This window comes from Fibrobacter sp. UWB3 (assembly GCF_002210405.1).
Lineage (GTDB): Bacteria > Fibrobacterota > Fibrobacteria > Fibrobacterales > Fibrobacteraceae > Fibrobacter.
On the sequence record NZ_MWQJ01000002.1, the window covers coordinates 223,671 to 245,673 of the forward strand.

The window sequence follows — 22,003 nt, forward strand, 5'->3', positions numbered from 1 at the left end:
GTTTTTATGGCAAATATTGGGTATCAGCCCATCACTGCAGTCTGGGAAGTAACGATGGGCTGCAACTTTCGCTGTGGGCATTGTGGTTCTTCTTGTGAGGGCGCTCTCCCGGGACAATTGAGCACCGAGGAAGCTCTTGATTTGTGTGATCAGATTGCTGATATTGGACTGAAATGGATTACCTTGTCTGGAGGCGAACCTCTTACGAGACAAGATACGCCTGAATTGGTGAAACGTCTTTCTGGTAATGGCGTTATCGTGAATATGATCACGAACGGTTGGCTCCTTGACGCAAAGATGGCAAAAAAGTTAAAAGAGAATGGAATTGCCACGGTTGCGATTAGCATTGACGGAACGCCTGAAATCCATGATAAAATCAGGAAAAAAGGTGCCTTTGAACATGCTAGGCAAGCTTTCGCCGCAATGAAGGAATTGGGAATAAAGACCGGTGCCGTCACGACTATCACGAAGCAGAATATGGATATTCTTCCGGAATTGAAGGAAGAGCTTATCCGCATGGGCGTTGACACGTGGCAGGTTCAACTTGGTTTGCCTATGGGCAATTTGAAGGAACGCCCTGATTGGCTCCTTGAACCGAGACAGGTCAGGGATATCATTGATTTTTGTTACGATACGGCAAAAGAGGGTAGGATCGATATTTATCCTGCGGATTGTATTGGATACTATTCAATGAAGGATCTTGAAACAAGGCGTATGTCCTACAAGTCAAATGGTTATTCCTTGTGGGATGGCTGCAATGCGGGAATTCGTGGTTTCGGGATTTTGCATAATGGTGATATCTTGGGTTGTACTTCGATTCGTTCCAAGGAATTCATCGAAGGGAATATCCGCGAAAGAAAGCTGCGTGAAATTTGGGAAGATGAAAATGCGTTCTTGTGGCGTCGCCAGATGACAAAGAACAAACTTTCTGGCTCTTGCAAAAAGTGCATTTATGGTTCCAAGTGCCTTGGCGGCTGCCCGAATACGCGTCTCACGATGAAGGGTAGCATTTATGAGGAAAATGAATATTGCGCATACAACCTTTCTCTAAAGGAAAAGGAAACGAAGTATGGCAAGTGCGACAGTGCTTCTGCTTTGCTCAAGCTGGCCGAAGCGTTGATTCCTCAGGGCAACTACCAAGAAGCCTCCTTTGCTTTGAAACGTGCGCAAGAACTGGAACCCAATAACGCCGATGTTTACAGGGCGATTGGTTACAGTGAATTCATGTGCGGCAACTATGAATCGTGCCTTGAAGCAAACGAGAAGGCCTTGAACATCAATAGCATGGACACTTATGCTATGGGTGGTCGTGCTTTGGCCTTGTACCGACTCGGTCAGGCTGAAGAAGGCTTGCGCGCTATGCAAGAGGCCGTTTCGCTGTCCGGAGGTCAGGATCCGAATCTTATACAAGATCTCAGATATATGACATCTGACATGGCTGCAAAAGCTGCATACGCAAGCAAGTAAATAGCTTTGTAGCATTATGTAGTAAATCCGCTTCCTGCTTCACCGCAGGGGCGGATTTTTTTTATAAAAATAAACTGCAATGTCATAATATGACATTCTGAAAATCTATTTTAATTCTTGAACGATTTTATGCCGTCTTTTTTTGTATGTAGTCGGCTGGAGGTATTATGAATAAGAAAAATTTATCATTAGATGGTGAAATTATCATGTACCAGCCTGAAGGTGCTATTCAGTTGCCTGTACGAGTTGAAAACGAAACAGTATGGCTGACGATTGATCAAATGGCTCTTCTTTTTGGGAAATCTCGTTCAACTATAAACGAGCATATATTAAATGCCCTATCTGAGGGTGAAATATTGAAAAATGAATCGGTAAGAAAAATCGGAAATTCCGATTTTTCTACCAAACCTACAAATTTCTACAATCTCGACGTCATCATTTCTGTCGGGTATCGAGTAAAATCTATCCAAGGTACACAATTTCGTCGATGGGCAAATCAGGTTCTCAAAGAGCATTTGCTTAAGGGATATAGTGTTAATCGACGATTGATTTCTCAAGAAAATAAACTCGAGAATTTGGACTCTCGTGTTATTAACCTTGAAAAACAGGTGGACTTCTTTGTCAAAGCAAATTTGCCTCCTAGTGAAGGTGTTATTCCTGCTAATGCTCATTGGAGTGGTTATGAATTTGCGGTTCAGTTAGTTCGCTCCGCGAAAAAAGAAATCATAATCATAGATCCGTTTGCTAATGATACATCGCTTTCGCTTGTTGCAAAACGAGTTGCTGGTGTCAATGCCGTCATTTATTCCGCTCGAATTACGCGTGCGATGAACGATGAAGTTGACCGCATAAATCGCCAGTTTCCGACTGTTGTATTGCGGACAATGCGTGAGGTTCACGACAGATTTATCATTATTGACGAAACTGTATATCACATTGGTGCGTCGATTATGGATTTAGGCTGTAAAATGACGGCGTTTTCGGTACTGAACCTTGTGACCAAGGAACAGTTGCTTGCTTTGGTAAAATGAATCTCAATCTCTAGCCGAAAGGTGTAGTTTTTTGTATTTTCTATGTGAAAAATGAAAAAGCTCGTTATTTACATTCACGGGAAAGGCGGTAACGCCGACGAGGCCAATCATTACAAACCTCTTTTCCCAGATTTTGATGTCATCGGTTTTGATTACAAGGCGGAAACCCCGTGGGACGCCAAGCAGGAATTCTCGGCTTACTTTGACTCGGTTGCTGTAAACTACGACGAAGTCGTGCTTATCGCAAATAGCATTGGCGCGTTCTTCTCGATGAACGCGCTCGGCGGTAACCGCATCAAGCAGGCGTTCTTCATTTCGCCGATGGTAAATTTGGAAAAGCTCATTTGCAATATGATGCTGTGGGCGAATGTCTCCGAAGATGAACTCCGCGAAAAAGGCGAAATTGCGACGAATTTCGGCGAGACGCTTTCTTGGAAATACCTTTGCTACGTGCGAGAAAATCCCATCGAATGGAATATCCCGACGCATATTTTGTACGGTTCCAATGACAATTTGACCGACCTCGAAACGATGCGAGATTTTGCTCAAAAAGTGGGCGCGTCGCTCACGATTATGCAAGGCGGTGAACATTGGTTCCATACCGACGAACAGATGGATTTTTTAGACAGGTGGATTGAAAAATGTCAGAACAAACATTAACTCGCGAAAACTTAATTGAATTTTTCGGTGAACAAGAATTTGAAAAACTTTGCCGCCACGAGGCGGGCCACGCTCTAATCGCATTCCTGTTCAAGCGTCAAATTGATTACGTCAGAATCAACAATTCCAAGGAAAAACCGAGTGCCACGCGCATGCCCGGGAGCTCGCTCGATGGTGCCGCTCACATCGCCATTGCTGGCCACATGTCGGACTTTTTAATCCGCAAAAATTTCGCTTGCGATCTCGACACTGTTATGAAAGAACTTCCGATGGAACTTTACAGGAGCGATCCCGATTACCAAAGCTTTCAGGCGGCCTGCTATTACTACCAACTTGCCGAAACAAGCGTTGTCGAACAAGTTTACAACCTCATGATGGCTTGCCAAAAGTCGCTTACCGCAATCGTTGCCGCCCTTAACGAAAAGACCAATTTGAGTGGAGCCGACCTCGCCACCATCATGAGCGGCAAATAAACCCGTTGCACCCCTGTCATTCCGGCTTGTCATCTTTGGAGACCGTCATCCTGACGAACGAAGGGAGGAAGGATCCAGTCAATTTTTCGCTTTTGCACTACAAGAATTTACTGGATCCTTCATTTCGCTAGCGCTTCATTCAGGATGACGAAATGCAGTATGTCATTCCCGTCCCGGAACAAGTCCGGGATGACAGTCGGGAATCTCCATTTTATACTTTATTTTACCATTCGTCATTAAATCTGCTAATAACGTTATATCTATATTATTAGCATGAAATGTTGCTACAAATTCATTTTTCTCTTCTTAGCCGCATGCGTTCTGCTCTCTTGCGAACAGAAACGTGATAATGTTTCTGTTGATTTTATTCCTGGAAAACCGCGACTTTTGCAAGAATCTTTAGCGTTGGCGGACTCTATGGTTGTTTATAACGCGCAGGGCTTGGCCTACACAACGAATAGCTTGAAGGAAATCAAAAAATTTGCCAAGGCCGCGGTGCTTGATGAAGAAAATGTTGAATTTGAAAGAATTCTTAAAGATGATTTCTTAGATAAAGTGAATTTGTCTGTTAGTTTATTTCAAAAAGGGAAACTGATTGATTATTTGTTCTACTATGAAAATTCTTATTCTTGGGATACCCTGTTTGAAGGAATTGTGTATTCGCTGCAAGGCTACGGCAGAATGAAAAAACTGGCCCCTATTTATACTTTTTTCAAAGATCGAAAAATTTCTACGGAAGGCAAAACTGCGGAATTCAAAACACGACCGAATCTACCAGCATTGAAAGTGAATATATATGTTGATACATTTGAATTAAAAGAAGGAAAATTTCTTAGTGATACGATGCCACCACGCGAATTTGAAACGGGACTTGTTAATAGTGTGAAAAGACCTTGTCGTTGGCTTCTTGACAGAACTTTCAAACGATATTATAAAGAGGGCTTTAATCTTTCTGTTGATGCTACGATTACGTTTGGGGATAGTGGCCGCGTTACGAATGTCTCGATGAACACGGAACATCTCGAGTATAAGGATTTTTTGGAAGAAGTTAAGTCCATTTTATATTATGGCTGGATGCCGCCAAAAGTGCAAACTCGTCTTATGGATCCCCTTCCGTGTATGTATATCTCCGATAATTTGCCACCGGAATTACAATCGCGTAAAATTTGGAGCTATGTCGCTGCACAAGAAATTGTCAAGTCAGAAAAGGTCCATCTCTCTTTTTCTAGAGAATATTCCCAAGAATGTAGGGGTGAGGGGAATGAAAAAGATTCCGTTGAAATTATCGGCTATTCAGATAAAATCAAAGAACATTGTGATGAAATCCGATTTACGAAGGACTTTGCTACGGGCGGAATTAATTATTTGGAATGTATAAAAAGAGAGCCGCTATTCACTAAAAAGCCGATTAAATTTCCGACAATATACACGTTGTTTGATAGATATCATGCTATGTACGTCAAAGAAGACCTTTCTTTAAATCAAGTCGTGAAGCTTAAAATTCCGGCCTGCTTTGTGGAAGAATAAATTTTTTATATTGTTAGTATGCGTAGCCTTTACAAATTCTTTTTCCTCATCCTTGCCGCATGCGTTCTCTCTTCTTGCGGAGACGAAAAAGTCATCAAATTGTCTTCGAACGTGAAGCAAAGTTTCGAAGGCTTTGTCCGCGATACGAGTGCGTATGTCATGATCGTTGATTCTAGCGTTCAAAGCAAACCTTTTAAAGAAAAACTTGTTCCTGTTGAAAAGGGTGGTTTTGCAGAACATTTTTCTAAAAATAAACAAGAAAGAGGGCGCAAGATTTTTTATGCGTATTCTGATTCGATAAGCCCTTTTATCAGTGGAACGTCTGATATATCATCATTCTTTGATGTCGTTGAACTTGCGTTTGCCAATCATTATTCCCTGGAAATAAATCCAGATGATATTTGGCTTATGATTTTGGATGGTTTCCGCTACCATGTCAAAAGCAATCGCGAAGCTTTGAAAGATAAGTTTGTTACTCCGGGAACGGATACTGTAGTTACTTTTGAGGACAATTCGCTGACCACCGAATCAACGCATTATGAATGGTTCTGGACGTTTGCGAATTTGTTTGATGCATTGCAGTCTAAGTTGCCTGAAGAGACTGGATTACCGTTGAAAACAAAGTTCTCGACGACAAGTCCGGTGGATTATAACATTTCTAGTGCGATGGTCATGGCTGTGGCTGCGGAATATTACGAGTATGTGGTTTCTACGCTTTGCGGAATCCCCAAAATCAAGATAAATGGTAAAAAAGAAGACTGGGTTTTGCTCAAGGATGCTTTTAACAGACTTGCATCGCGTCTGGATATGGATTGGTGGGCCGTTGGGCTTAATCCTGTTCTTGATGAATTTATCAATGTCTTTGAAGGCAAAATAAATATGGAACATTGGAGAGGGATATACAAGCGTTACATTCCAGAATTTTGTGGAAATGTGACCTTTAATGGTTGGATTTCTAGATTTTTCCCGTACACAGGATTAGATATAAACGAGAGCAATTACATGAACGAACGTATTGATGCTTATAGAAGGCATTCTTCGGATTGGAATGAACAACTGGATGTTAGTAATGTTCCTAGAGGTGTGACCTCGATACGGATTGAATGGAAGTATTTAGGTAAAATGATTCCTTTGAGGCTTTATACCGGTTTTATTGGTATTCAAGTTGATACCACCACGAATATGTTGAAAGCTGCCCGAGGCTACGCTCTTTTCGAAAGCTTAGCGACCCCATAGCCCATACCTCATTTGACAAATCGTCAACGCTTTTAACGGCAGAATTTGGGCTTTCGCCGTTCTTTGTTATATATTTAAATTCGGTGTATGATCTTTCGTTGTTTGGGGATAAAACGCGAATGGCATAGAACCAAAGGATTAACTATGTTGAAACAGCACATTCGCGTTGCTGCTCTTTGCAGCGCGTTCTCTTTTGCATTGGTGTCAAATTCCTTCGCGGCTGATTTGCCGACGGCAAACGAAATGTTTGCGAAGATGGGCTTTGGCATAAACATTGGAAACACGATGGAAGTTCCAGGGAATCCGACGGGGTGGGGCAACAAGTTCCCGACCGAGGCGTATATTGATTCGGTCAAGGCGGCGGGCTTCAGCACGATTCGCATTCCTTGCGCTTGGGATAGCCATGCGAGTAATGGAGTCATCAACAAAAGTTGGATGGATTCGGTGCAGACTGTGGTGGATATGTGCATGCGCGCGGGGCTCGTGACGGTTCTCAATATCCATTGGGATGGCGGCTGGCTCGAAGAAAACTTGAAGGATGCCAAGAAGGATGAGGTGAACGCTAAGCAGAAATCTTATTGGACGCAAATCGCAACGCACTTCAAAAACTACAACGAAAATTTGCTTTTCGCCAGTGCAAACGAGCCTGCAACTACAGATGACAATTACAAGCACGAAACTGAAATTTTGATGGTTTATCATCAGTCGTTTGTGGATGCCGTGCGTGCAACGGGTGGCAATAACGCTAGCCGTACGCTCGTGATACAGGGCCCTTCGACAAGCATCGACCGCACGAGTGAAGTGATGCCTGTGAGCAAACTCCCGAAGGATGTAATTGCGAGCCGCCTGATGGTCGAAGTGCATTTCTATGACCCTTATACCTACACGCTGTTGAATGACGTTGTTGATTGGGGCGCGCAGGTTTACCCGCAGTACTACTGGGGCGATGACCTCGCGACAGGTGCGGATATCGTGCATAACTGCGGCTACAACGCCTGGGCGGGGGCCATGGGCGACAAGTGTACCAGTGCTCAGATTCAGGACCAGTTTGGCAAAATGAAAACAAATTTTGTCGATAAGGGCGTGCCTGTGATTATCGGCGAGTTCGGTGCGAATGACCGCGTGGGCGTGTTGACGGGTGACAATTATGCGAAACACCGCAAGGGCCGCCTCGCTTATTACGATGCTGTGATGAAACTTGCAAAACAAAACAAGGTGGTGCCGATTGCTTGGGATACGGGTCACGAAGGCGAAAACAACATGACGATTATCCGCAGGCAGTCTGCTCCGGACGGCTCCGTGTTCGACAAGGACGTTCTGAACATCATGCGTCACGCATACGGCCTTACGGATTACGTGAATAACGGCATTACGCATGTGGAAAACTTCAAGACCGATGATGGTACGATTTCCATCTTTAAGCGCAATCGCCCGGTGCAGTCCCGCAGCTTGCGCACCTCCCGCACTTACGACTTGCTCGGCAAGCAGAACCCGCAGGCAAGAGTCGTGAAAGTGAAAAAATAATAGACCCCGGAACGGCGTCCGGGGTGACAAGTGTATAAGTCATCCCTAACCTCATACATAAAAGGCGGAGCTCAACTCCGCCTTTTCTCGTCATTAAAAAAGCCGCGCTTTTCAATGCGCGACCTTTGTTTAAGCTAGAATCCTATGCTTGCTTGCACCATGTAGATTCGGTTCTCGTCCTGACCGGTGTAGTATCCGCGTTCTTCGCCCCACGTAGCGGCTTCGATCGAGAAGAATCGCAACACTTCAAGCCCGATACCCGCTGACGGGTAACCGCCTCTGAAACCGCCTGCAAGTCGCAAAGCGATAAAGCGGATTTCGTTATTGAGTCCCGGAATTGCGGCAAGCGTCTGTTCAATTTCAAAACCGAAATTCAGGTGGCTAAAGAACTTGTAATTTCTATCGGCATTGAACATGTCGGCAAAGTCTACGGCCACGTTAAATTTGCGGCCAAAGCCTGTATTGCTGTTCATGAATTTCGGGCTGTAGTTTGCACCGATGGTAAAATTCGGAGTTAACGTTTCACCAGCGAGAGACTTGAAGTAAATGTCTCTGAGCGATGCGCCGAATCGTATTTCACGGTTGAACTGGTAAAGCACGCCTAAGTCGAGGCCAAACGAGAACGTCTTGGAATCGAAGAAATTGTCCGTGGCGTCGCTTGCTTGATCCTTAAGGGTGTCGACGATCGTGCTGTAATTGGCAAGGCCGATGGTTACCATGTTGGTCTTGTGTCGCTTGGCGATTTTACCACCCAAACCGACTGAAAGTTGGTTGGGGATGATTTCGTAGGCACCACCAATCTGTGCGACTGCGTCGATAACGAAAGTGTCCACAACGACGTAGGGGAGGATTAAGCCTGCATCGATGTACGGCGCAACACCTCCGTTTATCCAGAATGCGGCACCAAAGTTATGGAATGCCATTTCTGCATCGAACTTCACTCTTGCTTCCATGGTCTTATGGTCGTAAGAGTTTAATGTCTTGATGTACTTGGGGTTCTTGACCAAGGAATCGAGAATGGCACTTGTCTGGCTGGATTGGGATCCGGCATCTTTTTGTGCATCTCTGAACAAGTCCTGGACATCCTTCACGTCGCTATACGTAGATAGGAACTTGAAAATGTCACCCGCACCACCGAATGTGAGGCGCATGTCGCCAATCCAGTTTCGGGGGTAATATCCTTGCTCTGGGCGCTTTTCGTAATTGCCTAGGCGGTTGATTTGGCTCAAACCAGCATAGTTATAGTGGATGGCTTCTTTATCATCGACAACTGCGACATGGGCGCCACCCATGGATTCCGCACGCAACGAAAAATGCGTCGGCGCTTTTGCAGAAGCTATACTAAAAGTACAGGCGAGAACGGCAAGTAAAGTTAATTTATTCATTCTGCGTCTCCCCTATTAAACCACTGGAGGAATTGTTCTTCCGTGTAATTGTTCCAGCATCCGCCTACCATTTTCTTGCGATCCTTCAAACTGTACTTAGGCGGGTACAAAGTGTCTTTGCGGATGAGTTCCTTGTTCTTGATCAAGGATTCGATTTCTTCAGCGTCCTGCATCACAGGATCGTTATCCTTTTCGAGGAACAACCCGTTCTTGGTATAATTGAATTTGAGTTTGTTTGTGAATTGGAGCAGGTGGTTCTTTTGTTCGTCTCTTTCATTTGGATCGCTGTAGACGTAATGCCATTCATAAGGGTCATTTGGGGGAGATTCAGGATCACCTTCAACCACAGGACCAAATACTCCATTCATGTCGATGTCTACTGGATGGTATTTTTCGATGAATTTTAACGAATCCACTTGGGCCTTCGTGAGGTCGTAATTCGTTACATCTTGGCTTGCTGCTTTTAATTCTTCATAATTTTGCGGTCTCTTCTTCATCAAGACAATCGAACGGCTGTCGCGAACGTCTTCGTCTATTTCGCCGTCGCCATCGTTGTCGTAATTGTCAAGAACTTCTTCGTCTACGCAGCCATCGCCGTCGTCATCACGACTGTTGCCGAATTTGAAGAACACGTCATTACGGTCTTCTTCGACACTCTGGGCTCTGTCGTTCATCTGGATAATGGAGTTGGCAAGCCCAACGGATACATCGGCGTAGTCATCGTCGTCAAAGTCCTGGCGGGTAGAGTCGGGGAGGTAAGCCTTGATGATTTCAGCGGCGGCTTCTGGAGCAACCTTGATAGCTTCAGCGGCGGAGGCCATGTCGTTAAGGAACGGCTTGAGGCTGTCGCCCATTTCGCTAAGCACGGTAAGGTCCATCATCATGCCTGAATTGTTAGCAGAGACTACGGATGTAAGTGAAAGCTTTTCTTGCATTTGGTTTCTTACGGCCCTGATACGGAGGGCGGCCTTGGTGAGCTGCAAAATGGTGTAGCTGTCGGCAATATCCCTGAACCTGACTTTCTTGTCCGTCTTGCCTGTAGTGTCTCGGGCTATGAACTTGTTCAGGTAAATCATGACGGAATCGATTCCTCTTGAAATGGAATCCGCCTTTGCGTCGGACATCGTATTGAATGCGCTTTCGGTTTTGCCGTTTTCTGATTCCTTGGTCTGTGCGTAGGAAACTAGCTCAAATACATTGATACCTTTTTGGGTGTGGAGGACTGATTTGGACAGCCCGACCCAAGCTTCCGAGTGTCCGGAGTCGGCTTTGATGGCTCTGCTGAAAAATGTACGGGCCGCGTGGTAGTTTGCGTTCTGGAATTCTTTTTGACCTTCAAGAGTCAGCGCTGCAGCATCATCGCTATCTGCATCGCGGCCATCTGTTGGGTGGAACAGGTTGCAACCTGCAATGCCTATAGACAATGCTATTGCCGTAGGCCACATCCATTTGCCTTGCAATGTTTTTTTCATATTGCCGATCCTGAAAAATATTATTTCATTACCCTATGTAATAAAATAATTTCATTTTTTCAAAAATGAATAAGGTGCTTTTTTTTATTTGCGCTTTTTACGGTATTCTCGTAAAAAAATATATTTGCGCTCGATGAATGCTTATAAAGAGTATTTTCCGACGAAGGCTTATCGCATTGCCGAAATGCGACTGTCCACCCTGCTCCGGGTCGAAAGGGACCGTCTAGACGGAATTGCGACCGCCTTGGGCCGCGAATGCGCCATAGGTCCGGACAATTTGCGCGAACAGTTGCCCGAAATACTCAAGTTCACCGAAGCATATCATGCCGCCTACGACCAGTACTTGAAGGCCGTGCTCGTACAACAGCCGCGCCCAATCCAGTGTAGGCCCGCCTGCGGGAACTGTTGCCACCACTACCCGATGTCGGTGGAACCGTTTGAGCTGATTTTCATGTACAGCGAGCTGCGCAAGAGGGACGACCTCCTGTCGTTGATGGAGGCCTGCCAGATGCGGTCGGACAAGTTTGAATCTCTGTTCGAATCGCGCAAGGAAGAGGGCTTTTCTGAAGATGATGCCGAAGACAAGGCGCTCCACGACTATTTCTCCTGGTGGCACTCGTGCCCGTTCTCGAACGGGGTGGGGGACTGCACTGTCTATCCACTGCGCACGGTCTCTTGCCGTATGTACTTTAGCGAAACAGATCCGAAGTACTGCACGCCAGATATGCTCCAGACCGAAAAGAATGATAGCTACATAGTTTATATGCCAGATGTTGTTGAAGATGCTGTTTACGGGATCTCGGAACATTATGCGGCTCTGGACTTGCCCGAAAGCTTTTTTGGCGGTCTCTTGGCACTGAATGGCTATGAAGGAGTGCTTGGCGCGTGAATGATGGGCAGTTGGATTTGTTCGGCTTTGTCGCTGAACCGGAGGTGCCCGAAGTCAAGGCGCCGTCGCCGGAATGTTCCGCCAACGGCCTTGTGCATTTCAAGTACAATCCCCTGATGAAAAAAAGCATCCGCTGCAAGGGCGGGTTCTTGTTCGGGCATCCGGAAGTCCTGCTGCCTGCGTATATGAAGGCCCCTGAATTTGCCGATGCTCGTGAACTGGCCGCAGAGTGGGCTGAACATGCGGTGCGTCGTAAAACGCAGAAAAACAAGGCTATTATCAAGGACTTGGTAAACCGCTTTTGGCAGGCGGTAGACCAAATTTTTACAGATAAAGGTGAAGCTCCGCTGGCGAGCAAGGGACGCTTGCCGCCAATTCGTCCGCAGGGCGTCCATCACAACTTGACGGATGTGCTCGCCGCTATCAACAATACGTATTTCGATGGAGCGCTCACATGCCGAATCACGTGGAGCAACCGCGTGGGTGGCTTAAGCTTCCATTCCGTGCGCAAGGATCCGGTGACGGGCGAGAGCTTCCATCTGATTAGTATCAGCCGCGGTTATGATGCAGCAAATTGTCCTTTGTATGCAATTGCGGGGGTCGTTTATCACGAGTGCCTGCATATCGTGATTCCTGTGGAAGAACGGGGCGGGCGCCGCGTTGTGCATGGGCGCGAGTTCCGCCAGCGTGAAAAACGCTACATCTATTACGATGAATGGATCAAGTGGCACAAGGAAGTCTTGCCGCGCAACATTCGTGCCATGCGGCACCACAAAGCTATTTAGAACTTAGCTCGCTTCGCTCTTAGAACTTAGAGCTTAGAACAATGCTCAGATCTCTAAGTTCTGCCGACTAAGTTCTGCCGACTTAATCAAACAAGTCTTGTATTTTCTGGAAGATTTGGCTTAAGATTCCTGTGGAGTCACCGATTTTTTCGATGGCGTGCTGGGGCGTGTGTACGACGATGACGGATTCGTTCTTGTCGTAAGGAATCGAGAAGTCGATTAGACTGCTGCGTTCTTCGGTGATGCTCATGGCCGCAATACAGAGGTCTGTCTTCTCGTTCACGAGCGACGGAATCAACACGTCAAAATTCATGTCTGCAAACTTGATGTTCTTGTTCAGCATCTTGCCGATGGTGTACATGATGTCGATGTCGATGCCTGAAAGCTCGCCCCACTGGTAAAATTCATAGGGCGCATAAAGTGCTTCTGTACCGACAACGAGCGTGTCCGTTCCGATCCAGTCCTGTTTCATCACTCTGACGGCGGACTTGTTCTTGGACCACTTGTTCTTGATTTTCTGGATTTCGCCTTTTTGCTGTAACACCTTGATGCAGGAATCGATACTGGCCTTGAGCGGGCTGTTCTTGCCCATGGCGATACCAAATTCATCCTTGTTCAGGCGGTCTTTAAGAATCGAAAAATCCGGATGTTGCTTGAGGATGGATTCTGCAACCGAGTAGTCCACCGCGATGCCGTCCAGGTTTCTTTGTTCCAGAGCCTTGGTCATTTCGGGAATGTTCGCGAAATACTGGATGCGCGGAAGCTTGATGAGCTGCTGCACCTGCTCGTCGAGCGTTGTCCCGGTCTGGACTCCGACAAATTTACCGGAGAGGTCGGTAAGCTTGTATATCTCGTCCGGTTTCTTCGGTTCGAGATACGTCATCTTAGGAACTTTGCTGATTGTTGCCTCTTTGCCAAAGTCGTTTCGGATGGCAAAAGCCGTTTTTCCGATGTAGTAGGGCTTTGAATAGTCTATTTCGTTCTGGAAGCATTCGCAGACGGTGAATGCCGAAATGATGAGGTCTGCGTCGTTGTTCTTGAGTGTCGTGACGAGCTTGTTGCGGTCCGTCTTGATAATCTTGGTCTTGACGTTCAGTTTTTCTTCGAGGAGCTTCGCTAAATCGATATCAAACCCGACAATCTGGTTCCCGCTAGTGAATGAAAACGGGGGAACGTCGGCTGATGTGGCGATTCTCAGGACTTGTTCGGATTCGCTTTCCTTGGTGCTGATTAGCGGATTTGTTTTTGAGTTCTTGTTCCAATGGTCGTTTAGCTCGGCGAGAGTCCCTGCGGCGTTTAAGCTATCGATAAGCTTGTTGATAATTCCCTTGAGATCGGGGATGGCACTGTGCTTGTTCATGCCGATAACGAATTCTTCGGGCAAGTTCATATCGTTATCGATAAACGTAAGCCCGCTCATGCTGTCGTTAAAGGTATGCGAGAGGATAATCTCGTTGTATGACAAGATGTCGATATCGCCAACTTGCAATGCGAAATAGGCGGTTATTAAGTCTGGATACTGCTTGACTTTGGCCTTGGTAAGCTGCTTTGAGACATTCTCGTAGATGCTGGAATTTTCTTCGACACCGATTGTGTATAGGGATGAATTTGCGTTGGAGACATTGTGTGGAGGGTCCTTGGAAAATCCATTACAACCGGTGATGTTAGCGAAGAAAACACCGAAAACAACGAAAAGTAGAGCAACTCGTTTTTTCATATACGCTAAATGTAAGAAAATAAAATGAAAAAGCAACAAAAAAGTGCTAAAACTCCGGATATCCATCCTTCAGGGAATCGTTGTAGTGCGCACGCTCACCTCCGATGAACTTGGGGCGGGTACGGGCTGCAATAATGATGGCTTTGCCGATGTGGTTCTGCTTTAAGCGCACCGGGACGGCGACTTCGCGGAGGTGCATGCCGATAAGGGTCCCGCCGATGTCTATGCCTGCATTTGCCTTGATGTGCTCGAGCGCTACGGGAGCCTTGAAGCTTGCGTAGCAAGCGGTAGCGAAGGAGCCGCCAGCTTTGGGCTGTGGCACGACATTTACGATTTCGGCATTCGGGACGGCATCGTGCTCGATGATGATGGCGCGGTTCAGGTGCTCGCAGCACTGGGCGGCAATGTAGACGCCTTTGGCCCCGAAAATGCTCTGGAGACCGTCAAAAATGGCCTTGCCGACTTCCGGGACGGAGTGGCTACCGACCTGGTTTCCTAAAGTTTCGCTGGTGCTGCAGCCGACGACGACAATGTCGCCCTTTTTGAGCTTTGCCACTTCGACGAGTTCTGCTGCGACCTTCATGGCATCAGACTTGATTTGTTCAACGATGTTCTTGTCGTCAATTTCGTAAGTAATTCCTGCCATATTAAAACTCCTGCTAAAAGCAATTCAAAAGATAGTCTTTTTTGCCGTTTTAGGCAAAAATAGCGCAAATTGGAACAAAAAAATAGGATGTTCCCGTCCAAAAAATGATATAGCAATGTATATTATTAATAAGAAACTTGATGGGTTTATATGAGTGGAGAAATTGACAATTCTTCGAACGTCGTTGGACTCGACCGAAAGAGAATCAAGGAGTTCTTTTTGCGCAAGCTTCCCGATATGAAGGAAGCGGTTATTGATGCTATTATCGAAATTTTGCCGAGCGTACCGCATTATCAGGAAGAAAACGACCATTTTACGTTCAGAATCATCATGGGTAACGGAAACCCGCCCATGGGCTGGAACCGCCGCATTTATGAATTTTCGGGAGATGCTTTAGAGAGCCTTTTCAAGGAACGCGTCAAGGCCTGCTTGAAAGACGTCATTCATTTCTGCAAGAGCGGCTGCGACCTGATTATTCAGCAGACCCAGACCCGAGAAAAGGCGGAGTCCGCGATCCAGGTGGGGGTGTTCCAGTCGGATATCGGCAATGCGGGTGAAACCGAACGCGCTCTTCTCGAAAAAGGCTTTTTGCTGATTGAATGCGTCAACCGTTCCAAGATTTGTATAAATTCCCATACCTCGTCCGGGGTCAACGATCACTTGCTTATCCGTTTTGACCTGGATGAAAATGAGTTCTCTGACAATTTAGAAGACAATAACCTGGAATCGTACCCCAAGGGCTTCTGGGCGGGGCTTTTCTCGCAGATCAAGAGGGAAGTCCATGGCACAATCTGCCTGTTTGTCGATCCGTCGTGGAACGGCAATGAAGACGAAAATTTCGACAGCGGCAAGATTGTTTTTGACGATTACAAGGAAATGCAAATCAAGCCGGATTCCATGCTTGAAACGCAGACTTTCCGTGACCTGTATGAACAGAACTTTATCCGAAAGATGTTCATCTCGATGCTGAACTACGACGGTATTACGGTCATCGATACGAACGGTTGCGTGCGCGCATTCCACTGCTTTGTTTCTATCCATCGTGGTAAATTTACGTCTGGGGGTGCAAGACACCGCGCTTACAGGGCTCTTGCAAATTTGTTCAAAGACAATGACAAGTACAAGGCTCTTTATTTCCAGTCGCAAGAAGGAAACATCAGGTTCTATCACAAGTTCCGTGTTTCTTCGTCGTTTGATTCCACGGTCATGGATCAATGTGAAAATCTGGAAATTCAGGCCAATGCCAAGAAATCGGGTGAGGTCGTAGATGGCAAGACTGCTTCGCTTGCGTCTGCCGTCAATGCCGGGGTTGCTGAAACTACGGCTGTAGATGATTCTTCGCCGTTGTCGGATTTCCTCAATCATTTGCGTGATGCGCATTTGGGAATTGACAACTTCTATAACGAACCGAAGCCTGCTGAAGACCTGTACAATGCGACTCTCGACATGACGGACGAAGCGTGGAGCCGTGTCAATGTCGGGCGCGTTATCAATGTGCCTTTGATTTGCTTGATCGGTAATTCTTATGGCTATTCTACGAATGCGGAACCGTTTATCAAGAAGTTCCTTGAAAAAATCCCGCAGTCTGTCTGGAAGTCTTACATGGACAATAAGTGCTACGAGGATACGTCGCTTTCGTCTACGTTAGGCAGCAAGAATCAGGAAAGCCAGTGGATGAAGCTCATGAATGAGGCTGGTGCCGACGATGGCGGTGCTGAAAACTATGTGACCGACGAGCTCGCTAAACACGTCAAGGCGGTTTACAAGAAAGTGAGCAAGCTGTTTGCCCAGAAGTTCGAAGAAGAACGCAGCCTCTGGGAAAACCTGTTTAAGGGTTATTAGCTTTCTTTTCTTTATAGAACAGATAAATCATCCACACAAGGCCTGCGAGGATCATCACGGAGCAGAGAGTCTGTCCACGGCTCATGCCAAAGAGGTCCACGCGTCCGAGGTGTGCATCCGGCTTGCGGAAAAATTCAATGAAGAAGCGGAACAGTCCGTAACCCATCAAATAGAGGCAAGGAATCTTGTCGTGGAGCTTTGGGATCTTGCGCAGGTTGTACAAGACGATAAAGAGCACGATGCCTTCGAAGACCATTTCGTAAAGCTGGCTCGGGTGGTGGAGAATCGGGTTTGCTAGCGTGCTGTCGTGAGCGAGCGGGAACCACATGCCGATAGCGCTAGTCGTTGCTTCGCCAAAAAGTTCACCGTTGATGAAGTTGCCCCAGCGGCCCCAGGTGTAGGCTAGCGGGGCGGCGAGCATGGCGAGGTTCAATGTTTTCCAGACGTCGAGCTTGTTGCGCTTTGCGCCGATACAGAAGAAGATGATGCCGAGAATAAGGCCGCCATGGTATGACATTCCGGAAATCCCGACAAAATGGTAACCGAGGTCGTCATGGATCATCGGGAATAAAATTTCAGTCGGGTTTGCAAGATAGTAGCTTGCTTTGTAGAAGAACACATAACCGAGGCGTGCGCCTAGCAAAATGCCCGCGATAATCCACGTGAAGATGTTGTCGAGTTGTTCCTTGGTGTAGCCGAGCTTTTCTTTTTGGCTGATTTTCCACATGGTGATGTAGGCAGTCACGAACGCAAAAATGTACATGATGCCGTACCAGCGCACCGGGAAATTCCCGAGCTGGAATGCCGTTCCATCAAAATAAGTCGGTATTAAGTTCCACCAAGATAATTCCATGATAAGCCTTCTTCTTTTGTGTTTAAATCTAAATTATTTTTTCAGGTCCAGGTTTTGGTGTGCCCAGTAATTGATGACGGTTGCGGCTACCTGCGTTGCCGGTTGTGAACGCATTTCCTTGTGCATCTGCATCACGATGACGACAATGGACTTGTTCGGATCGTTTTTCGCTTCTGCAAATCCCATGAACCAGTCGTAGCGTCCGGCGGGGTCGTTTCCATCGAGAGAGCCTGTCTTGCCGCCGAGGCGGAGCGCTTCGAAATTCTTGCGGGCCATGTTCTTTGTGGACATGTGCTTGCGGGCTGTCCCCTGTGTCACGGAACGGAGCATGGATTCGCGGAGACCGTAGTATGTGTTTTCGGTGAATTTACCAAGGTTGAGGGCGAGTGGCTTTTGCGGGGCGAATGGAGCCATGTCGCGAGCCCATGGAATTTCAAGGGGCTTCTTGGTGAGGATTGCACGGACTTGCGCTGCGGCGAGGAGCGGCGTAAGTGTCGTCGAGGTTGTAAAGCCGCAGGCGACTTCGGCAAGGCCGTAACCCGTGTCCGGGGCGGTGTAGCGCGAGGCATTCGGGGCGTTGCCAGGGAAGTTCTTGTTGTAGCCGAGTTTTGCGGCGGCGGCGTTGAGGCGCTTTCCTCCGACGTTTTTACCGACGATGGCCATTGGCGGATTGGCGGAGCGGGCGAACGCTTCGGAGAGTTCCATCGTGGGGCCGTTATACTTTTCGGGGACGCGGAGCTGGTTCAGGTAAAGCGTGTGGTGGCGTCCGATCATCGGAATGGGCGTGTTGAGCGAGTAGCGGTTGCTTTCCATGGCGGCGGCAATCGTCACAAGCTTTGCAAGCGATGCTGCGGGGAAGGTGGTGCGGCCAATGTAGTCGGGCTTGTTCTGAACCTGACCGTCTCGGCGTTCTCCCCAGGCGATGATTTCGTTTGTCTTGGTATCCACGACGAGGATAACGCCCAAGTCCGGGTGGTAACGGCGTAAAAGAATGTCGATTTTGTCGGCGAGGAGCGGATCTTTTTGTGCTTTGATATGGAGCGTGTCGCGGACGCTGTCTGTGCTTTCGGCAGTAGCGTTTGTGGCGCTTGCCACATTTCCGTTGGCTGTGTTGCCCGAGCTTTCAAAGTCTTCGTCTTCGATGCCTTTCAGGGCGACAAGTCCGTTCGGATTTTGATTTGTATCGCTTGGGGCTATGGCTTGGGCGAGTGTGTCTACGGCTGTTGCAACTTGTGGCTCGGCAGGTTCTGCGGGTGGAACCGGATCGTCTTTGGTGGAACAGTGAACAATGGCAATAATAATCGTGACAAGAACAGTAATCGCAATGCAGCGGTTGCGCATTCTCTGGGCATAGGGGAGTCTTTCCATAGAATTACTTGAAGATGGTCTTTCGGTAATAGGCGAGTTCGGCGATGCTTTCGCGGATGTCGTTTAAAGCTTCGTGGCGTTTTTCTTTCTGAAAATCTTCGAGGTTCGGGTACCAGCGGTAACTGAGTTCCTTGATGGAGCTCACGTCAATATTGCGGTAGCAGAGCCATTCCGAAATTTCGGGCATGTACTTGTACAAAAAGCGCCTATCTTGCGTGATGGAATTTCCGCAGAGGAGGTTCTTGCCTTTTTCGGTAAACGGCTTGATGAACTTGAGCGTTTCTTGTTCGGCGTCCTTGAGGGAATACTGCGAACGGCGGCAACGGTCCACGAGGCCGCTCTGGTTGTGGTGCCGTGTGTTCCATTCGTCCATGCTTTCGAAAACGTTTTCGGGCTGGTGGATAGCGATAACAGGGCCTTCGGCGAGGATGTTCAAGTTGGCGTCAGTAACAATGGTCGCAATTTCGAGAATGACATCTTTTTCAGGATAGAGACCGGACATTTCCAGGTCCATCCAAACTAAATTTCGAGAACTCTTTGGCATACGCGCGAATAATAGCATTTTTTTGAATCGTGTTCCCGCCTTGTTTTTGTCATTCCCACCTCTTGACTTGTCATTCCCGCTTCTTGACTTGTCATTCCCGCCACTGAGCGGGAATCTCCATTCCTAGCATGAAAATTTCACTGGATCCCTCGACTCTACTTACGTTGCGCTCGGGATGACACAGGGGACTATATCTACTGACTAATGACTAATAATGGTTTGTGAGTATTGCGTAATTAAAATAAAAGAAAATGCTATATATATGGATAAATTCTTGCAAAGTTATAAAAATATTCTTGAAAATGTAATTTTTTGTTACAAATTGTCTTTTTCTTGCGTCGCTTACGAAAATGTTACCGTTTTTTTTATTATATTTGGCACATTATGGAAAATGTTGTTATTACAGGTATGGGCTGCGTTTCCTCTCTCGGAAACTCCCCCGAATTATTGTGGCAGAACTTGCTCCAGGGCAAGTCTGGCATTGCTCCCATTCAGCGTTTCGACGCTTCGGCTTACACCTCTCGCATGGCTAGCGAAATCCGTGAGTTCGACGCTTCGGAAATCTACAGCACCAGAGACCAGTCCAGGTTCTCCCGTTGCATCCAGTATGCTGTTTACTCTGCCTTCCAGGCTTTGCGCCAGGCTGGCATTGCTCCGGAAAATGAAAATCCGGAACGCTGCGGTGCTATCATTGGTAGCAGTATCGGTGGTTTGCAGTATTGCTATGACGCCGCTGTGGCTCTTAGCACTCGTGGCCCGTCCCGTGTTTCCCCGTTCTATATTCCGATGGCTATCGTGAATATGCCGGCTGGTGAAGTCTGCAACAAGACTGGCTGGATGGGTCCGTCTTACACGGTCACTTCCGCTTGCGCAACTTCCAACCACTCCATCGCCAATGCCTATGACATGATTCGTCTCGGCCGCTGCGATGTGATGCTCGCTGGTGGTGCCGACGAAACGGTGAACCCGCTCAGCCTCGCTGGCTTTACCAGCATGAAGGCCGTCAGCAAGCGCAATGATGCTCCGGAACAGGCTTCTCGCCCGTTCGACAAGGATCGCGATGGCTTTGTGATTGGTGAAGGTGCTGCAGTCCTCGTGCTCGAAAGCGAATCTCACGCTAAGGCTCGTGGTGCAAAGATTCTCGCCCGTATCGCTGGTGTCGGTGCAAGCTCTGACGCTCACCACATCTCCGCTCCGCGTCCGGATGGCAAGGGTGTGATGCTCGCAATGGCTAACGCTATCAAGGAAGCTGGCATCGAAGCTAAGGATATTAGCTATATTAACACTCACGGTACATCCACACCGCTCGGTGACATTGCAGAATGCTCTGCCATCGAAACGCTCTTCAAGCAGTCCTCTGCATCGGCTCTCGACAACCTCAAGGTCAACTCGACGAAGTCCATGCTCGGCCACTGCCTGGGTGCTGCAGGTGCTCTCGAATCCGTTGTGACCATCATGTCCGTTATGAATCAGAAGGTTCACGGTACGCTCAACGTGTTCGACCAGGATCCGGCTATTCATCTTGATGTCTGCGCAAATGGTGCCGTCAACCAGAAGATTGACTACGCTATGAGCAACGGCTTTGGCTTCGGAGGCCAAAATGGAGTTATTATCTTTGCGAGGAATTAATGCGTAAGTCCAACAGTTCTGCTATTGGCTTACTCGCGTTTGTGCTTATGCTGTCGCTGGTGTTCCCGGCGGCAGCTTTGTCGTCTCCAGGGGATCCGCTCACGTGGCGCGATTCGACCTGGGATTACCGGAGTGAAGATTCTGCCGATATCAAGTCGGAAATCGAGCCTGCTAAGATTTTTGGCGTGGCGTCTCTCACTCTGATTGCCTATGGCGCGGCCTATGGCTTTGTCTTTGAAAAGGGCTGGTGGGATGATGAACGCACCCATTTCCATTTTGAGAACGACTTTGATTATGCGCTGAATTTGGACAAGTTTGGCCATTTTGCGGCAGGCGTTGTCCTTGGCGAGTTCTTTTACGAAGGCTACCACTGGGCAGGGGCTAGCGAATTCCAGTCCTATTTGTTTGCGGGTTTATCCGCTTTGGCAACGCATATTGCCATTGATGTCAAGGATGGCTTTGCTCCGACGTGGGGCTTTAGCATTTTTGACGTGCTTTCGGGTGGGCTTGGCGGATTCTTGCCGATGGCGGAACGCTATGTGCCCCTATTTAAATATATAGACCTCAAATGGAGCTACTGGATTAATTCCAATGCTTATTATGATTCGAATCATGCGGCTTCGGGCGGCGTGTTTACGGATGACTACGTGAACCAGACGTTCTGGCTTTCGGTCAAGCCCTACAGGCTTTTGCCGGAATCGGCTCGCAAGTATTATCCGAGCTGGCTTGCCATTGCCGTTGGTCTTAGCATTGACGAGAAGGTTTTTACCAAGGAACCGCATCCGCGTCGTGAAGTTTATGTCGCCTTGGATTATGACCTTGAAGCATTCCGTCCGCAAAGCCGTTTTGCGCGTTTTGCCATCAAGATGCTGAACTACTTTAAGCTCCCGGCGCCTACGATTCAGGTGTATCCGGAGTTCCACTGGTACTTGCTTTACCCGATTAAGTTCTAGAT

General features: G+C 47.5%; 19 protein-coding genes. 12 read left to right on the forward strand and 7 right to left on the reverse strand.

Annotated features, from left to right (window positions below):
• Positions 1 to 6 precede the first annotated feature (6 nt).
• The 7 genes from B7991_RS03520 (at position 7) to B7991_RS03550 (ending at position 7,918) form a co-directional block, all read left to right on the forward strand.
• Positions 7 to 1,467, forward strand: a complete 1,461-nt coding sequence (locus B7991_RS03520) for a radical SAM protein (RefSeq protein WP_176421750.1) — start codon at positions 7 to 9, stop codon at positions 1,465 to 1,467.
• A 167-nt stretch (positions 1,468 to 1,634) separates the two neighbouring features.
• Positions 1,635 to 2,498 (forward strand): virulence RhuM family protein, encoded by an 864-nt coding sequence (gene rhuM / locus B7991_RS03525; protein WP_088629616.1) that lies wholly within the window; start codon positions 1,635 to 1,637, stop codon positions 2,496 to 2,498.
• A 51-nt stretch (positions 2,499 to 2,549) separates the two neighbouring features.
• Positions 2,550 to 3,158, forward strand: coding sequence for a carboxylesterase (locus B7991_RS03530; protein ID WP_088629617.1), 609 nt, complete (start codon positions 2,550 to 2,552; stop codon positions 3,156 to 3,158).
• Complete coding sequence (locus B7991_RS03535; protein ID WP_088629618.1) at positions 3,140 to 3,631, forward strand: hypothetical protein; 492 nt, start codon at positions 3,140 to 3,142, stop codon at positions 3,629 to 3,631. Before B7991_RS03530 ends, B7991_RS03535 begins: the two co-directional genes overlap by 19 nt.
• Positions 3,632 to 3,904: 273 nt before the next feature.
• Complete coding sequence (locus B7991_RS03540) at positions 3,905 to 5,158, forward strand: hypothetical protein (RefSeq protein ID WP_088629619.1); 1,254 nt, start codon at positions 3,905 to 3,907, stop codon at positions 5,156 to 5,158.
• A gap of 18 nt (positions 5,159 to 5,176) precedes the next feature.
• Entirely contained in the window at positions 5,177 to 6,394 is a 1,218-nt protein-coding gene (locus B7991_RS03545; RefSeq protein WP_088629620.1) for a DUF4419 domain-containing protein, read from the forward strand.
• A gap of 144 nt (positions 6,395 to 6,538) precedes the next feature.
• The gene (locus B7991_RS03550; protein WP_088629621.1) at positions 6,539 to 7,918 is read left to right on the forward strand and encodes a glycoside hydrolase family 5 protein; all 1,380 of its coding nucleotides are present in this window, start codon (positions 6,539 to 6,541) and stop codon (positions 7,916 to 7,918) included.
• A gap of 134 nt (positions 7,919 to 8,052) precedes the next feature.
• Here the strand turns inward: B7991_RS03550 and B7991_RS03555 are convergent, their stop codons facing one another.
• Both B7991_RS03555 and B7991_RS03560 read right to left on the reverse strand, forming a co-directional pair.
• The gene (locus tag B7991_RS03555) at positions 8,053 to 9,303 is read right to left on the reverse strand and encodes a hypothetical protein (protein ID WP_088629622.1); all 1,251 of its coding nucleotides are present in this window, start codon (positions 9,301 to 9,303) and stop codon (positions 8,053 to 8,055) included.
• Positions 9,300 to 10,775, reverse strand: a complete 1,476-nt coding sequence (locus B7991_RS03560) for a hypothetical protein (protein WP_088629623.1) — start codon at positions 10,773 to 10,775, stop codon at positions 9,300 to 9,302. The genes B7991_RS03555 and B7991_RS03560 overlap by 4 nt, the downstream gene beginning before the upstream one ends.
• Before the next feature lie 133 nt (positions 10,776 to 10,908).
• On the opposite strand from B7991_RS03560, the gene B7991_RS03565 reads away from it, so the two are divergent.
• Together B7991_RS03565 and B7991_RS03570 are read left to right on the forward strand one after the other, a co-directional pair.
• The gene (locus tag B7991_RS03565) at positions 10,909 to 11,664 is read left to right on the forward strand and encodes a hypothetical protein (protein WP_088629624.1); all 756 of its coding nucleotides are present in this window, start codon (positions 10,909 to 10,911) and stop codon (positions 11,662 to 11,664) included.
• Positions 11,661 to 12,449: a hypothetical protein gene (locus B7991_RS03570; RefSeq protein ID WP_088629625.1), complete on the forward strand. Its 789-nt coding sequence runs from the start codon at positions 11,661 to 11,663 to the stop codon at positions 12,447 to 12,449. Before B7991_RS03565 ends, B7991_RS03570 begins: the two co-directional genes overlap by 4 nt.
• 82 nt (positions 12,450 to 12,531) lie before the next feature.
• Here the strand turns inward: B7991_RS03570 and B7991_RS03575 are convergent, their stop codons facing one another.
• A complete protein-coding gene (locus tag B7991_RS03575; RefSeq protein WP_088629626.1) occupies positions 12,532 to 14,166 on the reverse strand; it encodes a transporter substrate-binding domain-containing protein in 1,635 nt (544 codons plus the stop codon).
• A gap of 46 nt (positions 14,167 to 14,212) precedes the next feature.
• On the reverse strand, positions 14,213 to 14,812 hold the full coding sequence (locus tag B7991_RS03580) for a TIGR01440 family protein (protein WP_088629627.1): 600 nt from the start codon (positions 14,810 to 14,812) through the stop codon (positions 14,213 to 14,215).
• 150 nt (positions 14,813 to 14,962) lie between these two features.
• Between B7991_RS03580 and B7991_RS03585 the strand changes: the two genes are divergently transcribed.
• Positions 14,963 to 16,654, forward strand: a complete 1,692-nt coding sequence (locus B7991_RS03585) for a hypothetical protein (RefSeq protein ID WP_088629628.1) — start codon at positions 14,963 to 14,965, stop codon at positions 16,652 to 16,654.
• Here B7991_RS03585 and lgt read toward each other — a convergent pair.
• From lgt to orn, 3 genes are read right to left on the reverse strand one after another with little or no spacing between them, the layout of a single operon-like run.
• Positions 16,641 to 17,507, reverse strand: a complete 867-nt coding sequence (lgt, locus tag B7991_RS03590) for a prolipoprotein diacylglyceryl transferase (protein ID WP_088629629.1) — start codon at positions 17,505 to 17,507, stop codon at positions 16,641 to 16,643. The two genes, B7991_RS03585 and lgt, sit on opposite strands and share 14 nt — an antisense overlap.
• A 33-nt stretch (positions 17,508 to 17,540) precedes the next feature.
• Positions 17,541 to 18,875 (reverse strand): penicillin-binding transpeptidase domain-containing protein, encoded by a 1,335-nt coding sequence (locus B7991_RS03595; protein WP_088629630.1) that lies wholly within the window; start codon positions 18,873 to 18,875, stop codon positions 17,541 to 17,543.
• Between the two features lie 4 nt (positions 18,876 to 18,879).
• Positions 18,880 to 19,419, reverse strand: a complete 540-nt coding sequence (gene orn, locus B7991_RS03600; protein ID WP_088629631.1) for an oligoribonuclease — start codon at positions 19,417 to 19,419, stop codon at positions 18,880 to 18,882.
• A gap of 384 nt (positions 19,420 to 19,803) precedes the next feature.
• Here orn and fabF point away from each other — a divergent pair, with 384 nt between their 5' ends.
• Together fabF and B7991_RS03610 are read left to right on the forward strand one after the other, a co-directional pair.
• A complete protein-coding gene (gene fabF / locus B7991_RS03605; protein ID WP_088629632.1) occupies positions 19,804 to 21,048 on the forward strand; it encodes a beta-ketoacyl-ACP synthase II in 1,245 nt (414 codons plus the stop codon).
• A complete protein-coding gene (locus B7991_RS03610) occupies positions 21,048 to 22,001 on the forward strand; it encodes a hypothetical protein (RefSeq protein ID WP_088629633.1) in 954 nt (317 codons plus the stop codon). Before fabF ends, B7991_RS03610 begins: the two co-directional genes overlap by 1 nt.
• The last annotated feature ends 2 nt before the right edge of the window (positions 22,002 to 22,003 follow it).

Excerpts from the sequence above, each read along its gene's own strand:
- B7991_RS03520 (WP_176421750.1), top strand. The coding sequence starts at position 7 with ATGGCAAATATTGGGTATCAGCCCATCACTGCAGTCTGGGAAGTAACG.
- rhuM (WP_088629616.1), top strand. The coding sequence starts at position 1,635 with ATGAATAAGAAAAATTTATCATTAGATGGTGAAATTATCATGTACCAG.
- B7991_RS03530 (WP_088629617.1), top strand. The coding sequence starts at position 2,550 with ATGAAAAAGCTCGTTATTTACATTCACGGGAAAGGCGGTAACGCCGAC.
- B7991_RS03535 (WP_088629618.1), top strand. The coding sequence starts at position 3,140 with ATGTCAGAACAAACATTAACTCGCGAAAACTTAATTGAATTTTTCGGT.
- B7991_RS03540 (WP_088629619.1), top strand. The coding sequence starts at position 3,905 with ATGAAATGTTGCTACAAATTCATTTTTCTCTTCTTAGCCGCATGCGTT.
- B7991_RS03545 (WP_088629620.1), top strand. The coding sequence starts at position 5,177 with ATGCGTAGCCTTTACAAATTCTTTTTCCTCATCCTTGCCGCATGCGTT.
- B7991_RS03550 (WP_088629621.1), top strand. The coding sequence starts at position 6,539 with ATGTTGAAACAGCACATTCGCGTTGCTGCTCTTTGCAGCGCGTTCTCT.
- B7991_RS03555 (WP_088629622.1), bottom strand. The coding sequence starts at position 9,303 with ATGAATAAATTAACTTTACTTGCCGTTCTCGCCTGTACTTTTAGTATA.
- B7991_RS03560 (WP_088629623.1), bottom strand. The coding sequence starts at position 10,775 with ATGAAAAAAACATTGCAAGGCAAATGGATGTGGCCTACGGCAATAGCA.
- B7991_RS03565 (WP_088629624.1), top strand. The coding sequence starts at position 10,909 with ATGAATGCTTATAAAGAGTATTTTCCGACGAAGGCTTATCGCATTGCC.
- B7991_RS03575 (WP_088629626.1), bottom strand. The coding sequence starts at position 14,166 with ATGAAAAAACGAGTTGCTCTACTTTTCGTTGTTTTCGGTGTTTTCTTC.
- B7991_RS03580 (WP_088629627.1), bottom strand. The coding sequence starts at position 14,812 with ATGGCAGGAATTACTTACGAAATTGACGACAAGAACATCGTTGAACAA.
- B7991_RS03585 (WP_088629628.1), top strand. The coding sequence starts at position 14,963 with ATGAGTGGAGAAATTGACAATTCTTCGAACGTCGTTGGACTCGACCGA.
- lgt (WP_088629629.1), bottom strand. The coding sequence starts at position 17,507 with ATGGAATTATCTTGGTGGAACTTAATACCGACTTATTTTGATGGAACG.
- B7991_RS03595 (WP_088629630.1), bottom strand. The coding sequence starts at position 18,875 with ATGGAAAGACTCCCCTATGCCCAGAGAATGCGCAACCGCTGCATTGCG.
- orn (WP_088629631.1), bottom strand. The coding sequence starts at position 19,419 with ATGCCAAAGAGTTCTCGAAATTTAGTTTGGATGGACCTGGAAATGTCC.
- fabF (WP_088629632.1), top strand. The coding sequence starts at position 19,804 with ATGGAAAATGTTGTTATTACAGGTATGGGCTGCGTTTCCTCTCTCGGA.
- B7991_RS03610 (WP_088629633.1), top strand. The coding sequence starts at position 21,048 with ATGCGTAAGTCCAACAGTTCTGCTATTGGCTTACTCGCGTTTGTGCTT.